Annotated in this window: 9 protein-coding genes; all 9 read right to left on the reverse strand. The window is 49.4% G+C overall.

Annotation, left to right across the window (positions count from 1 at the left end):
* Positions 1 to 55: 55 nt before the first annotated feature.
* The 9 genes from HZU75_RS06965 to tssM all read right to left on the reverse strand — a co-directional run bounded on the left by HZU75_RS06965 (position 56) and on the right by tssM (position 16,206).
* Positions 56 to 442, reverse strand: a complete 387-nt coding sequence (locus HZU75_RS06965; RefSeq protein WP_180308411.1) for a hypothetical protein — start codon at positions 440 to 442, stop codon at positions 56 to 58.
* Positions 439 to 5,028, reverse strand: a complete 4,590-nt coding sequence (locus HZU75_RS06970; protein WP_180308412.1) for an RHS repeat-associated core domain-containing protein — start codon at positions 5,026 to 5,028, stop codon at positions 439 to 441. Before HZU75_RS06970 ends, HZU75_RS06965 begins: the two co-directional genes overlap by 4 nt.
* A 17-nt stretch (positions 5,029 to 5,045) precedes the next feature.
* Positions 5,046 to 8,279, reverse strand: coding sequence for a type VI secretion system Vgr family protein (locus HZU75_RS06975; RefSeq protein ID WP_180308413.1), 3,234 nt, complete (start codon positions 8,277 to 8,279; stop codon positions 5,046 to 5,048).
* A 46-nt stretch (positions 8,280 to 8,325) separates the two neighbouring features.
* Positions 8,326 to 8,760 (reverse strand): OmpA family protein, encoded by a 435-nt coding sequence (locus HZU75_RS06980; RefSeq protein ID WP_180308414.1) that lies wholly within the window; start codon positions 8,758 to 8,760, stop codon positions 8,326 to 8,328.
* Positions 8,761 to 8,836: 76 nt separating this feature from the next.
* Complete coding sequence (locus HZU75_RS06985) at positions 8,837 to 9,334, reverse strand: Hcp family type VI secretion system effector (RefSeq protein WP_180308415.1); 498 nt, start codon at positions 9,332 to 9,334, stop codon at positions 8,837 to 8,839.
* Between the two features lie 50 nt (positions 9,335 to 9,384).
* On the reverse strand, positions 9,385 to 10,869 hold the full coding sequence (gene tssC / locus HZU75_RS06990) for a type VI secretion system contractile sheath large subunit (protein WP_180308416.1): 1,485 nt from the start codon (positions 10,867 to 10,869) through the stop codon (positions 9,385 to 9,387).
* A gap of 3 nt (positions 10,870 to 10,872) precedes the next feature.
* Positions 10,873 to 11,382: a type VI secretion system contractile sheath small subunit gene (gene tssB, locus HZU75_RS06995; protein ID WP_180308417.1), complete on the reverse strand. Its 510-nt coding sequence runs from the start codon at positions 11,380 to 11,382 to the stop codon at positions 10,873 to 10,875.
* A 40-nt stretch (positions 11,383 to 11,422) separates the two neighbouring features.
* Entirely contained in the window at positions 11,423 to 12,439 is a 1,017-nt protein-coding gene (gene tagF / locus HZU75_RS07000) for a type VI secretion system-associated protein TagF (protein WP_180308418.1), read from the reverse strand.
* 8 nt (positions 12,440 to 12,447) lie between these two features.
* On the reverse strand, positions 12,448 to 16,206 hold the full coding sequence (gene tssM, locus HZU75_RS07005) for a type VI secretion system membrane subunit TssM (RefSeq protein ID WP_180308419.1): 3,759 nt from the start codon (positions 16,204 to 16,206) through the stop codon (positions 12,448 to 12,450).
* Positions 16,207 to 16,235: the final 29 nt, after the last annotated feature.

The following is a 16,235-nucleotide window of genomic DNA, read 5'->3' on the forward strand; positions in this document are numbered from 1 at the left end:
TGTTTAACTCCGATTACGCTTTGCCTATCGAAGCTACGAGGCGTACTCATTGGCATCAATCAATCTTAAAATCATTCTTTGCCCAGTCTTCGAATCCTGTAGTTATAAATTTAAAATAATTCGGAGACATATCACCCAACCCAGATGAATATATACCACCATCTTTCACTCGCAATAAAAAACCAGTGCCACCACTATCATCACCAATCAACAAATAGCCAGGAGCATAAATATTCGTTTCAAAAGTAAGGTTTCTTTCGCAAAGATCTTCTGCCTCGTATAAAACAAGGCCATCATCTCGTGAATATTGACCGTACTTTTTGAGAAAATCTAAATAATGTACATCTACCTTAGCAAGATCAACCCAATCCAAAGCCACCCCATTTAGATCAAAATCTACATCACGCCTTTCCGAGTAGAAGGAAAAATTGCCATATTTCATTTAAACGCCCCCAAACAATCAAAATATTTATAACTATCTTTGATTGATTTTTTGGCAATCTCAGGAGGAACGCCAGCATCAATCATTGATTTGTATCCAAATTGAAACTCATCACGAATTGAAGTCGATCCCCAGCGACCACCTGGACTTGCATCGAGCTGAGACCGATAAGCACGTTGCGCAGCCGAGATTTTTGCATGGGATGCACCGCTGTTCGAAGGTAATAAAACAGCAGGTGCATCCTTTGAGGAATATCCATTTACGTTTTGCTTTGCCCATTCATCCTGTACAGGGTGATGCGACTGAATGAAGTTGTCACTTCTTGTATTTTTATGACCCGCAGCTCTGTTGCAGGCGGGACTTAAATTCCCATGCGGGTCAACATCGTGCTTCTTATATCCACCTGGACGATTAGCTGTTCTTGTTAGTCCTATTGGATCAACCCAACCCACCGGATTCGGCGCATAAGCATGGGTATTTAATCCACCCAACAATCCAATCGGGTCAGACGAAATAAACCGTCCCGTTTCTGGGTCGTAGTAGCGGTGGCGGTTGTAGTGTAAACCGGATTCGGCGTCGAAGTATTGGCCTTGGAAGCGGATCGGGTTGTCGATGCCGACGCTTTGCGCGGCTTGCGAGATGACCGCTTTCGCTTCGCCCCATGCTTTGTATTCCGCCTGCCAAGCGATTTCGCCCTCGGCGTCGGTCAGCAGTTGCGGCGTACCGAGGTGGTCGACGTGGTAGTAGGCGGTGTTACTGCCTCCATCTTTTTCCACCACCTGAGCCAGCGGTACAAAGCTGCCCGCTTCGAACAGATAATGGCGTGTGTGATCGGCGGTTTTTTCCAGCGCGATGACATCGCCATCCCAGACAAAGGTCGTGGTCTGGCCGTTGTGGCGTTTGGCGATACGGCGGCCGAAGACGTCGTACGCGTATTCGGTTTTGCCATTCGGCGTTTCCAGCGCGGCAAGGCGGTTAAACCCATCCCACGCCAGTTTCTGCACCTGAGCGCCTTGCTGTTTTTCAATCAGATTGCCGCGCGCGTCGTACTTGAAATGCGTACCGGCGTATTCTTTCAGCAAGTTACCGACAATGGTGGGTATATTGCCGGGAAGATTATTACTATTAACCTGCGAGGCAATACTGCCATTGGTATTAACGATATTGCTCGCCGGATCACAGGCAAAAGTCTCTTTGCTATGCGGGCTGGCAGCGGCGATGAGGCGGCCAACGGGGTCATAGCGGTAGCTGGTCACGCCGCTGCGGCTGTCGTTAATGCCGAGTAGCTGGCCGACGGCGTCATACTGATAGCTGCGCGTTTGGCTGGTTTTGCCCGCCAGCGTTTGCTGCGTAAGCCGGCCCATTTTGTCGTATTGCTGTGTGGCGGCGAGCTGGTTGCCGAGCGTGCGACTCACCTCGCGGTGCAGATTATCGCGCTCAAAGCTGGCGATTTCCTGCCCATTCCACAACACGCCATGCACATGGCCGCTGCCGTAGGTGAGCCAATCGGTGCGCTGGCCGTCGGGCCGGATGCTGGCGATGCGATTGCCGAGCGCATCGTATTCGTGCGCCCACGTGTATTGCTGGCGCTGACCAAACAGGCGGTAATCGTGCGTTTCCCCGACCAGATTGCCCACCGCGTCAAATTGGAAGCGGCATTCGCTAAATTGATTTTTGGCAGCGTAAATCCGGCCAAAGGCATCGTATTTAAAGCGCTCGCGGCTGGTGCCGCTGGCGCGCTCAATCAGCCGGCCAGCATTATCGTAGGCCAGCGTGGTGATCTGGCCGGCTTCGTTGATTTGCGCCAAGCGGCCGCTGCCGGCATCGTATTGGTACTGCGTTTCGCGCTGGGCAAAATCGCGCTCGCGCAGCAGGCGGCCAACCACGTCGTATTCAAAACGATAGCTTTCGCGGTTTTCGTTGGTGAGCGTAATGAGCTGATTGAGTTTGTCGTAGGCATAATTGAGCTGCTGGCCAGCGGCATCGGTGCGACCGCTAATGCGGCCCGCTTTGTCGTAGGCGTAGCGCGTGGTGCGATCGAGCGCATCGATGTGCGTTAGCAAACGCCCTTCGGCGTCGTATTCCAGCTTGATTTCGGTGGTATCGGGCTGAATGACTTTTTCTAATTGGCCCGCATGTCCATACTGGTAGCGGGTAATACCACCTGCTGCGTCTTGCGCGGCTTTGATGCGACCGCGCTCGTCGTAAGTCCAGCGGCTGGTTTTGCTGGAGCAATCGGTATAGCTCAGCAGCAAGCCGGTATCGGTGTACGCCAGCTTTTTGCTGCCGCCTTTGGCGTCTTTAATCTCGACCGGCAAGCCTTGCGCGTTGTAGGCGTATTGCGTGCAATGGCCCAGCGGATCGGTTTCTTTAACCAGATTGCCTTTGGCGTCGAATTCGCGCAGCCACTCCTCGCCGTTGGGGTCGGTGATTTTGATCAGTTGATCTTTGTCGTCATACTGCATCCGCACGATGCTGGCATCGGCGCGGACGTGCTCGATGAGATTGTCGCGCTCGTCATAAACAAAAGACTCTTGGCTGCCATCCGAGTGAATATGCTGCAATAGATTTTTGTGATCGTCCCTAAGTAGCCACTCTTCGCCGCCATCAGGATAAACGGTGCGGTATGGATAGCCAGACTCATCCATATAGTAATACGTTGGATGACCAAGCCCGTTGGTCACAATCGTCAGCCGCAGATGCTCAACATATTCGAGCAGCAATTCGCTACTTCCATCATCGGCGTATTCGCGAATGACTCGCGCAGTGGCTTCACGACCATTCCACTCCAAATTCATGCCACGGCCAGTGCGGTCGGTATAGCGCGTTACTAGGTGATTTTGATAGCGATATTCGCGCTGATGGCCATTTTCATCTGTAGCAGCGATCAGGTCGCCAGCATCATCGTAGCGATATTGCGCCAAGACCCGCGCAGGCGTATCACCCACTGCTGTTTGCGTTAGTTTCTCGATACGCCCTGCAGCGTCGGTTTGCACCAAGACCCACGGGCCATCGCCACTGCGCAAACGCGTCATCCGCCCTGCCGCATCATAATCAAGGACGATCTGATTACCTGCACGATCGCGCAGTAAAGACAGTAAGAATCGCTCGCCACGCAGCTCATACAACTCAAGCAATTCATGTCCGCGCGTTACTGATAGCAGCTTTTCATCCAAGCGGCTCAGCATCAGCCCTTCGCTACGATCTTGATGATGCTCGCCGACTTTAAGCAGAGGATAATCCAGCTCACGGCCTTGCGCGTCGATATGAATCAGCTCGGCATCTTGCAACTCAAAGCGGGTATGAAAAGGTGTCAGCCAGCGGGCACCGAGCATGCCGTCGTCAAACCGGGTGAGACGCGAGTTATAACTACGCGTCCAAACCACCGGCATCACGCCAGGTAATACAAAATCGGTATGGCTAAATGTTTCATTACCCAAGCCGAGTTGAACGGCTCCGCCAACTTGTCCATTAGTGCCAGGCTTGCCAGTAGGACAGACCTTGCACGCATTCGGATTTCGTTTTACGGGTTGTAGTTTTCGCTGTTTTTCAATCGACGCATCGACATGACGGTATTCAACTACACTGCGGCCATTTGTATTTGCCGCACCTGTGGCTTTGACCCGACCTTTGCGATGTAGCAACCGTTCACTGATCGTTTTCAGTAACCAAGCAATACTGCCTTTAGTGCCGGCCTCAGCCAAAGCCATTATTCGTTGATTAATTTGCGGCTTAATGTCTTGGCGTAAATAGCGCGCAATCCCCAGCAATTCGGCTTGCATAGCATCCGTTAAAGCCAACTGTAATGCTGAATTCACGACTGCCATTTGTGCGCGAGCATGGAAACTTAAAACAGAGGCAAAAAACCCCTTTTCTTGTTCCGGAGAGCGAAAATTCCGCCCAGGTTGATACTTTGCCCGACCAGCCGGACGGTATATACCTAGATGACCTGTTGCTATCTGATGCAAAAAGGTTGCAAATTGCTCTAAGAGATCATTCAGAAAGCCGCACACATCTTGCAATAAAGGCTTGAGCTCGGCAGCGAGATCATCTACCGCTTTTTCAACCTTATCGGCCAGCTTTAAATCTGTTAGCAAATGGTTCACGACCACTGTTAAAACTGCTTCGGCAATATCCCCTTTATGATGAGCAATAGCTTGTCGAGCCAAACCAAGAACTGGACGCATGGCAATTCGGGTGGTAGCTAAGCCTGGGGCTGGAATCACCCCAAGGGCATCAATCCCTATCCCAAACCACTCAACTAAATTGGCTTCGTCTTGTTTTTGCGACAGCTCATATAATCCAGTAAGTACATCTGCTGCTGCCAATAGGTTACCGAGCACCGGAACCGCCGACATGACCATTTCCAGGTCACTCAGTGTCAGCTTTCCACCGGTTAAACTCCTTATCCACTGGTCAAAACCATTAATATTGGCTTGCACATCTTTTGGAAGTTGCGCCCCCTTTAAGGGCAGCAGCGCATACTCGCGCATGATCTTTTGGGTTTCGTTCGCATTAGCGAGATAGCCAGCACCACTAGACTCTGAAGTCATGGTATCGCGATTGGGGCCGTAGGTTGATCCCATGAGTTATCCAGTAAAAATTATTTCAGATTAAGTTTGATCGGATTACGTGCAGCATCTAGGGTTGCCCGTGCAGATTTTGCTGCCGGAATGCACTCTGGGCCTACGGGTTGATTAACTTTAACTCCCGCTATTTTCAAGCCTTCGTTGATTGCAGCCCCATACTCACCCTGCTTGAAAGCATTCAAAGCAGTCTGAACCTGCTTCGCTTTCTCGACCAACTTGGCCGCGTCAGCTAAAAGATTACCTTGTGGAATCGACTGGATTACTTCAGCTGGGTTAGGTACATTCGGACTTTCAACGAACGACTGAGCCATCGCGGGCAAGAGGCTTGAAAGTTGCGCCTGAGCTTGTTGCTGCACAAGAGTTGGATCAACCGGCACTGCCTCAGCAGGCCAGTGAATAGGGGCAAACTGGCCAGATTTAGTTTTATGATTGCGCGGATCTTCGGTGAATTTCACCATAACTGCGCCAATTGGCAAACCACCAACCAGGGCCTTACCATCTTTATCTAGCAGCCCTTCGTGACGTTGTCCGAGTAGGTCGGTTAAGACATAACGACCGGTGGCGACGCCCTCTCGTCCTGCATATAGATGGTGCAATTTAACTTGCCCCAAGCCAGACGACCTAGGAAAGGCCGGAAAAGGAAGTGTCTGGCTTGCTGGCCCGCTCCAATCATGGCTTGAGCCTTTAAAACTCACCTTGCCCGGCGCGTGTAGTTCGATCTTGCCGCCTTTAATGCGGATATACGCGCCGCCGGCGGTGAGTAGGATTTCTTGCTTGGCGTTGAATAGATTCTGGCCTTTGATTGCGGTGAGTTTGACGTTTTTATCCGCCGTAATCTCCACATCATCACTCTGCGCCTGCATCTGCACTTTGCCCTTCGCAGCAATCAGCTTCAGTGCAATGCTGTCTTTGACCCCGCTCACGAACAGGCTGATGTGTGATCCGACGTTGTGGATCCAGCGCCGCCCCGTGGTTTGGTTGCTGTCTCGTTGCGCAACTTGGTCGATATTGCTACCGGCGGTTTGGGTCAGGCTTTGCGGCGTGGTGAGCGCGAGGCCATCTTGGCCGTGGAGCATCAACAGCGGCTGCTGGCCAGCTTGGTCTTCTGATTTGGTTTTGCCCTCTGAATCCGTATTCGTGCCTGCTTCCCAGCTTTTCGCGGCGTGAACGTGGTGGTGCAGGTGGCCGGTTTTGTGCTTCTCGCCGTTAGAGTTATCGGGTTTGATCGTTTGCTCGTTCTCACCGGTTTCGATGGTGTCGGCCAGTTGTTTGGTCGCGACTTCGCCGAGGCTTTTCGCGAGTTCGAGCGCGGATTCAAGCTGGCTGCTGGCAGGGTTGCGGTCGAGCTGTTTACCCGCCGCGCCGCCTTTGGCTTCGGTGGTGAGCAGTAGCCCATGCCCAGCACGAATTGCACCGTGGGCGTCGGTTCTGAGTTCAAAGCCTTCGCCTCGCGTTTCCCCTTTGCCATTCGTGCGTGGGTGGATCAGGTAGCCGAGGTTGAGTTGCGTTTTAGCGTGTTCGCTGCTGAGCTTGGTGCGTACTTGGCCGGTGCTGTCGTCGAATAATAATTCGCCGTACTGGCCACCTTTGTATTCTTTACTCTTGATGCCCGATAACGTTTTATTGGCTGGCAGTGCGCCTGCGCCGCTAAACGTCGGCGTCGGGTGACTGCCGTTGTAGACAACACCTGTGACGATGGGTCTATCGATGTCGCCTTCAATGAAGTCCACCAGCACTTCTTGCCCGATACGCGGGATGAATTGATGACCCCAGCTCGCACCAGCGCTCGGATAGGCGACTCGAATCCAGCACGATGATTTATCGTCGAGATTGGCACCGAAGTCGGCATGTTCGTTGGGCCGTTGCCAGTGAAACTGAACCTTGATTCGGCCCAGTCCATCGGTGTGGATTTCTTCACCTGCAGGCCCCACCACAGTGGCGGTTTGTACTCCACGCGATTTGGGTTTCGCCAGTTGCTCGGTGCCGTCCAAATTAAAAGCAGGGGTAATGGGCTGACCACGGCGTTGGGATTTGAATTCAACGCGATACGGTGCGGGTGTATCTGTCGTACTGTGGGTGGCGGTATTGCTCGCTAACAGGCTCGGTGCAATCTGGCGCAGTTGCTGCGTTAAATCATGCGGTAGATTGTTATGAGCAGTGAAGGTGAGTTCGGTAATTGCAAACTCACGTTGCTCCGCACTATCCCACTCGTGCGCAGGGTGGTCTTCCAAGCGAAACCATTGGCCAGCTTGTAATGAGCGCAATGTACCACTGCCGCTGAATGATTTCTTTTGCCCATCATGCGCTTGCTGGCGCAGTTGGGCGTAATGACTCAGTTGCTCGGCGTCGCTGGCGTAATACAGGCTTTGCGGGTCGTAATCTTCAAACGACGCTTGTAACTGCTGCCCACCGTCGCCTTGATCCACTGCGCTCTCATCACCGCTGTGGCTGGTGTTGCTGGCTTTGTAATCAAAGGTGGCGAGTGCAACGTTGTTACTACCGACTTGGCGTTGTGAAGTCCATTCGAGCAGTGCATCACTCTCTTCGGTCGCATCGGCGCGATGAAAGCGGACTTGTGAATCGCTGGCTTCGGGAAGCGCAAACGCATCGTCAAACACCACCAACTGCACTTGCGGCGAATCGGCCGGCTGGTGTTCAAAGCGCCACGCCAAGCCTTCCTCGTGCATCAGTCGGACAAGGAAATCGTAATCGGATTCGCGATACTGCAAACAGTAGGAGCGTTGGGAGTGAGCACCACTAAGTTTGAAATCCAGCGTCTGGACTGCGGCAAACACTGAGTTCGCCGCCTGATGTTCTCCGATCACCTGTTTGACGATGTCGGGAACGGAGATGTCCTGAAACACGCGAGACGTGCGGCGATGGCGTAAGAGCGCAAACGGCGGCTCGACTTGCAAACCATACTTGGCAAAACCACCGTCCGAGCCCAACAGCTGGGCTTGCGACACCACACCGCAACGCTCGACGACGCCACCCTCAGAATCGGTAACACCTATCACCACGGGCAAACCGAGCAGCGATTTGAGTTCAATCGCACCATCAGGCGACAGGCATTCCAGCGTGTAGCGATAAGCCTGATTCACCCCCTCGCTACCCGTCACCGACTGCGGCAACAGCTGCTCACCCCAAGCGCTACCGTCGCCGAGTTGGAGGGTAATCAGGCGTTGGTCTTGATTAAACGCAGCAGCAAAACTACTCAGGATTTGGGACAAGGAAGAAACACTGGTCATTTTAAATATTATCCGAGTAGATTTGCTGCAGTCACAAAATTAAGAATTAACCATTAATATCGATTTCAACACCATGCTTACTATCTTCGGTGGTATATCGAACACTCATTTTTTTATCCGGTACACCCTGCTCAATTAGGTATTTTTCTACATTTAATGCACGAGCCAAGGCGCCATCTTTTGCATTGCCCACTTCTTTCTTATTGCTATAGCCGCGGACAACAAATGCTTTTCCTGCTTTTAGCTGTGGAATTAGTTTTTGCAATTGTGCTTCATGTTCTGGCGTTAATTTAGCGGATAACTTATCAAAATCGAGGAAATAAGGATCGCGAGCAACGATCGGTGTTGGCACCACTTTCACCGCTGAACTACTTGGAGTTGGTGTTGGCTTTGGGGCTGCCGACGGATTTGATTGGCATCCACTCAAAACCAGCCCAAAGGCAAGAACACTACTACCGAGAAGAATTTTTGCGCTATTCATATTTGATTTCCTTCAATTTGAAAATAATCGATCTGCCATTACGGCAGATCGATTTGACAATCAAACCTAAATGGAATTAGGCGATTGTTTTATTTGCGGTCAAATCCCAGCCTGCACTCACATTACCACCACCAGCACCATCGCTGCGTTTTTGTTGCGTGTAAGTCCATTTGATTTTACCGTAGCTAAAGCTTACCAACTCACTTGGGAAGCCTTCATCATTGGCTGAGCCATGCGGTACGACTTTAGAAACCAAAACTTGTTCCATTTTGATTTCCATATATTTCACTTTGTCGCCACCTGAACGGCACAATTCAATGGTAATTTCTTTAATATGCTTACCCGTGCAGCATGCTTCGTAGATTTTTGGACTTGCTTTATCTAAAAAGTGGGTAATTTCATATTGGCCGTGATTTACACGCTCAGCAGTTGCACCACCTGCTGAACTTGCCGTCGCTTGCGCAGGTTGCTCGATTTTATGAGCGAAAGATTGAATTTCGATCCAATCTTTATGTTTATCATCAGTTGATTCACCTGGAATACCATCGATCTTCAGAAAAGCATCAAATGCCATATTGCCAAACTCCAATAAAGTTAAAGAATTTACTTCTTAGTTTCGCTGCATCAACGAGTGGGTTTAGGTAATTCGGCCACTAGACGCAAGGAAATGGTGAGTTCATCGAGCTGGAAATGCGGGCGTAAAAATGCCGCTGCGCGATAAACGCCTGGCTTGCCAGGAACTTCTACCACATCAACACGTGCTTCGCGTAATGGGTATTTCGCTTTAGCTTCTTGGCTTGCTGAATCATCGAGTAATACATATTGCGCCAACCAGGTATTGAGAAAATCCTGCACATTTTGGCGTGATGCAAAGCTACCAATTTTGTCGCGCATAATTGATTTCATATAATGCGCAATCCGCGATACCGAAAAAATATACGGTAGCTGGGTTGAAAGACGCGCATTGGCATTGGCCGCATCGGTATTATAAGTTTTGGCTTTTTGCGTTGATTGGCCACTAAAGAACGCGGCGTAATCGGTATTTTTGCAGTGAACGAGTGAAATAAAGCCCAAGTCCGATAGCAATTTTTCAGTGCGATCCGTTATAGCCACTTCAGTTGGGCATTTGAGTGCAACTTCACCATCGTCGGTATTAAATGTATGGGCAGGCAAGCCTTCAACCAGACCACCACCTTCAACACCGCGAATTGCGGCAAGCCAACCAAAATCGGCAAAAGCGGCAGTCATACGCGCACCATAGGCATAGGCAGCATTGGTCCACAGGTATTTGCTGTGATCGGTACCATCGACATTTTCTTCAAAGTCGAAGTCTTCCACTGGGCTCGTCTCACGACCATACGGCAAGCGGCCTAATACATGCGGCAACACCATGCCAACGTAGCGAGAATCTTCAGACTCACGGAATGATTTCCACTTAGCGTATTCAACGGTATCGAAGATTTTAGCTAAGTCGCGTGGTTTACCAATATCGGTAAAGCTCTCCAGACCGAATAAGCCTGCACCCGCCGAGGTAATCAATGGCGCATGCGAAGCCGCAGCTACGTGTGATAATTCTTCAAGCAGGTAAAAATCTTCTGGATGACGGCCAAATTCAAAGTCGCCGATCAAACCAGCGTAGGGTGCGCCACCGAAGGTACCGTACTCTTCTTCATAGATTTTCTTAAACAGAGCACTTTGATCAAATTCAGCCGATGCTTTGAAATCTTTCACTAAATCTTTTTTCGAAACGTTGAGCACTTTGATTTTTAACATCGTGCTAGTTTCAGATTCGGCGGTGAGATATTTCAGACCACGCCATGAAGCTTCAAGCTTTTGAAAATCATTGTGATGCATGATTTCGTTCAATTGCTTTGAAATCAGCGCATCAATTTCTGCAATTCGCGCGTCCATACTGGCGGTAAGATCACGCGAAACAGTGACAGTGCCTGCCAACACCTGATCAGCCAATTCGCTGATGAGATCACGCGTATGGTTTTTCTCAGAATCATTGGTCGCAATTTTGCTGTTTTCAATAATTGAATCGAGCAGGCTGCTTGTTTGGGCTGGCGCGGCGACTGGGGCGTCAAGAACTTGTTGATCGGTGCTCATTGATTACTCCTTTACTGCCGCAGGGCGAGCATGGCTAATTTGGTTGAGTTTTTCGGTATCACGCAGCACTTCGTCGAGCAATTCTTCGAGCTTGTCATTGCCGACCACTTTATTGCGTAAATCAGCTAGACGTTTACGTGCGTCGAGTAATTGCTTCAATGGTTCAATTTGATTGACGACATTTTGAGGCTCAAAATCAGCAAGCGATTCAAAATTAAGCTCAACCGACATTTGACTGTTATCGTCTTTTAATTTGTTATCGACTTTCATCGCCAGGCGTGGTGCCATACCTTTTAAGACATCGTCGAAATTATCACGATCAATTTGAACGAATTTTCGCTCTTTCAGTTTTTTCTGTGGCTCTTTACTGTGCCCCGCATAATCGCCTAAAACACCCAAAACAAAGGGCAGTTCTTTATTTTCAATCGCATCGCCAATTTCAACATCGTAAGTAATCTGCACACGAGGTGGACGTACGCGCGATAGTTTTTTTTGTGTACTTTCTTTACCCATTTTGATTCCCAAATAAATAAAATTTTAGTTAAATCAAACCTTAATTGATCGTTTCTGTAACCTTAAACACAATATCGCGCAATTTTAGTAACGACAGCGTCGGATCACTCAGTTGGCGCCCTAAAATATACGATGCTTCGGCATAAGCCTGATGGCTACGCCATGGAGATTGCATATCACCAGCATTAATTATTTGCCGAGAGTCGAGCTCTTTACCCCACAGCATGGCTAATTGCTGCTCATTTATTTTTGAAAATGAAAGGGCAAGATAACGCTGTGACTCTTTACTGACAAAGGCAAAATAAATTGGATTACTACCCTGCGATTGGGTTGCTGCACGACACAGAGATAACCAGACAGAAGCGCCTAATATTTCTTCACCCAAACCAGTGGGTAAAGGTAATAGAAATAATTGCCCCGGCATGCTATTTCCATAGCGACGTGACATTTGCAAATAAAATGCAAATGCCAAGATCATCGATTCAAGATCAGCATTTTGATCCTGTAAAGCCCGATCTAAATCCCAAGCAGCAGTTTTAGCCATGTGCCGATCAAGTAATTGCGCAGCTAATTCTAAATCTGCACCAGCACGCTGGCTAAAAGCCATTTGATCTTCTAAAAACTGTCGACAAGCCAGCATTTCTACTGAATTATCTGCAGCACTTTTTAGTTGATCTTTTAAGCCGCTAAAAAATAATTCATTGGCTAAAACAAACTCAGCTTCTGTACCCTGAATCACTTCGCTGGGTACGCACATCCCTGCCACGAGTGGATAATGCCTAGAAGCCTCATCATGGCTTGGCATGGCAACCCCAACAAATGCCCATTTCTGATCATGACTAAAGAAAATAAATTCACTTGCAGGCATGGCTAAATAACGATGCTGCCATTCATTTTCAAGTGAAATATATTTCAAGCTATCGGCTAATTGTTGATCAACATCCAATGCGGCTGGATGGGTTGCATTAATCCGAATAAAGTCGGCACGACGCGGCAATTTTCCGAAAATTGAGAATTGCAATTGCATATCTTGCGTACGTTTAAAATTAATTGGCATTGCACACCTTACATTGTCACGCGGTCTGGCAATGACAGTTTACGAAGACCAGAAAGCTGCAGCGGATTAACGCCACTGACTACTCGGAAATTGAAACGAATGACTTCATCTGCCGAGTTTTTATTTTTCCAAACGAGTACCGCAGAGTCAGCATCCTGCTGCTCGACTTGAGCCTGTGCAATTAAGCGCATCCACCCCATTCGCCCCTGCTGACTGCTCACCACGGAGCTCGCACCATTAAAGGCAACGACTTGAATGCGTGCGCCTTGGGTATTGCCGTTACCTGGCCAGTTGAATGTTTGCCAAGGCTGTGGACCGTTGCGATAGCGCAATTCCTGGCCATCAATATCCAAACGAATTTCTGAAATACCGGGCGTGGGAATCGGTTGCAATTCAAATTTTATGTTGGCTGAATCCATCATCTGGCTTGAAGCCAATGCATTCAAACGTCCTACCCCAACAAGAAAGGTTGGGTTGAATCGAATACCTAAATTGGCCCAAGTGCGGGGCGTCATCGTGTCGCCCTTCTGCACCACTAAACCATTGAGGTATTTGTCGGTGAATTTATCAACAGTACCTTCATCAGGCTTAATGAATTTCGCAATATCGGCCATCGGAGCTTCATTAGCCGAATCGCTAAATGGATACTTAGCCGACAGCGTTTTCCATTGCCCATACACTTCACGCTGCCAAGCGGCATTCAAATCCTGCTCAACTGGGCTGAGTAATGTTGCATAGGTTTGAATCAATGGCCGCACCAGCATTGGTCGAACCATTTCGCGGGTTTCAGGGCTTACTTGACTAAGTAAGGTGTTATCAACCATTTGCAACGTATCGGCTAACTCCGAACCACTGCCATTGAGCGTTGCTTGTACCAGCGGCAGCGCTTGGGCGCCGGGTTGATCGCTACTCGCAATCTGGTTCATTTTGCCTTTGAGTTTGCCCAATTGTTCGAAATAGGCATTGATTGGCGCTACGCCAACGCTATCGGCTTGTACCAAGCGCGCTAAACCAGCAAATTGTTTACCTACTTCGCCTAATTCAGCGACATTTGCGGTCTTTGGTTGGCTATTGCCCTTGATAAACTCTGTGGTTTTTTCCAGCATCGATTGCTTGGCATTTTCAATCTTGCGCGAAAGTTCAGATGGGTTGTCCCACGCGGTCTCAAAGGCCGCACGCGCCAAGATCAGTTTTACTGGTGAATTTTGCGTATCAGCCAATTGCGCAATGCCATTGCCTGCTGTTGGGATAGTGTTAAAGTCGCGAATAACAACGCCCTGCAGGAATTTTCTCCATTCGGCAGCGTATTCTTGACGGTACAGCGCCTCGAGCTCAGCTTTGTTTTTTTCGTAATTACCGTCTTTGCCCAGATTGTCGTGCGATGAAGAGGCTAAAACCCAATCATCACTTTTCACTTCCCCTTTACTTGCCTCTTCAATAGAAGCACGAACAAATTGATCCCAAGCTTCACGGGTAAATGCACCAGCAACCATCTGGCTACCCGCAATCACATCGCCGTTTTTATTGGCGAGGATGCGTGGCACGGTAAGCGGGGCAAAACGTGTATTCGCACGCGCTTTAATTTCGTTATAAACCCGCTCAGTCGCACTCAGGCGCTTGAGTGATGCACGCAACACCTCCCGGGCCTCACTCACCGTTTTGCCATTATTCTGAATCAAGGGCAGATCAGGCTCTTTAATTTGGCTGACATAAAACGCAACTAAGCGTTCGGCTGCCGCAGCCATTTCTTCATTGCTACGATTCCCTTTATTCGCTTCCAACCAAGCACGCCAGTAGCGTGGAATTTGATCGGTTAAGTGAGCCTCATCCATGCGCGAGCGATCGCTCAGCATCAAATAAGTTTTAAGCGCGTTATAACCTTGATCTAATCTTGCCGGGGCTGGACTTGCTGCAGCTGGCTGATTTGCTTGTGCTGCTGTAGCACGCTGTGGAACCTGAGCAGCACTGATCACCACATTCGGCAAACCATTACTTTTCGGTTTTGGTGCATGTTTCTTCGGAGCGGGTTTCACTGGCACTGTCGTTGTAACAGGTGCAGCGGTTGGCGCAGGTGTCGCGGCAGGCTGAATCACCTCCACTGGCTTATTTGCGGCCAGTTGAAGTAACGATTCTTCGAGGTTTTTCTTCACCGGCTGCAACATAACCTGCTGCAAACCATCAAAGTATTCTTTACGCAAAGCAACTTCGATTTCCTTGCCTTGGTACAAGCCCATCCCAATTTGCCATGGGTGGCCATTGCGCCGATACGATTGCAGCTCTTCAATACGCTTTTGCAATACCCCAAGCGCTTGCAGTTTGTCGTACACCTGACCTGTCGCAACCAATTTTTGCGCAGCAGCACGATCAGCGCTCACACTGGCCATCAACTTCTGATTGCCAATGTATGACCAAGTCCATAATCCGGCACACAGTGCCAATGCTGATAAGCCAGCCAGCATCCCAGCTAAACGCCAACGACTCCCCGCGGGACGAGTTTGCCGCGAAACCAGATGTTGATCAGGGAAAATGACGTCCCGGAATAGATCACGCAAGAAATAGCTATACGAAGCAGGCGCTTGGCGCGCGTCAAAGCCTGAACGGCTTAAATCAAATTGGCTTGAAACGCGGGCAGCAGCACCGATTCGTGGCGTGCCTTCTTGCAATGCACTGGAAAAATAAAAACCACGCAGTAATGGACGAGCGTGATATGGATCGTCTTCTTGAAGCAACTTAACAAATTTGCTCACGGCTTCTTTAAGCGCGTGAAATTCGATCGGGAACGCAAAGAAGGCGGGCTTGTTTTGATTGCCACGATGCTCGGCGAGTTTTTCTTCGCCCATTTGCATCAGTCCACGATACATTTCATCAAACTGCATGGCCACAACATGGCTAGCATCAAAGCCTGAGCCCTGCTCTGCGCTGAGCGTACTACCCCAAACACCATTGCGCTCGGCATCCGACATGCTCTCAAAAAACTGGGCAAAACCACCCAGTAAATCGAGCTTGGTGAAAATCAAATATATCGGTACTTGCAGACCAAATACGTCTTCAATTTCGTGAATGCGTTCCCGAATTTGGCGCGCGTATAAAGCAAAGCCTTCACTTTGATGTTGAGCGAGTTCGGGCAAACTGATAGTGACCAAAATGCCATTCACAGGCGCTTTAGAACGATGGCGTTTTAATAGCTTAAGAAACTCAAGCCATTCAACACGGTCTTCACTTTGCGTGGCATAGCGGCCGGCGGTATCGAGCAAAACTCCTTCTGTGGAGAAGAACCAGTCGCAATTGCGCGTACCGCCCACCCCCTGAATACCACTTTTGTCACTAAATGGGAATGTCAGGCCTGATTGTAAAATCGCCGAGCTTTTACCTGCTGCAGGGTGGCCAATAATCATGTACCACGGCAATTCATACAAGGCAGCATTGCCTCGTGCCTTGCCCAATTGCGATGTTTTTAGCGTATCAATCGCACCGAGCATCCGTTGGCGCAATAAATTCACTTCAGCTCGTTTATCTGCGCTAGCGCCAATCACCGCGTCATCAGCTTGTTTGGTCAGCATTTTCTCGATCACGCTACCAGCACGGCTAGCGATCACATTGCCAATGAGCAAGGTCACCACCCACAGCAGCATGACGCCTAATATCCAGCCAAAGCGAGACTCCAAACTTTCCAGCCCCATCCATGGACCTAAAAACCAAATCAGGGCAATCAGAATCAAAAAACCAATTGCGGATGTGACTTTGGCATTGCGCAGCCAATGTTTCATTACGTACTTCTCCAAAACTTAATCAGTAC

The organism is Chitinibacter fontanus, assembly GCF_013423785.1.
GTDB lineage: Bacteria > Pseudomonadota > Gammaproteobacteria > Burkholderiales > Chitinibacteraceae > Chitinibacter > Chitinibacter fontanus.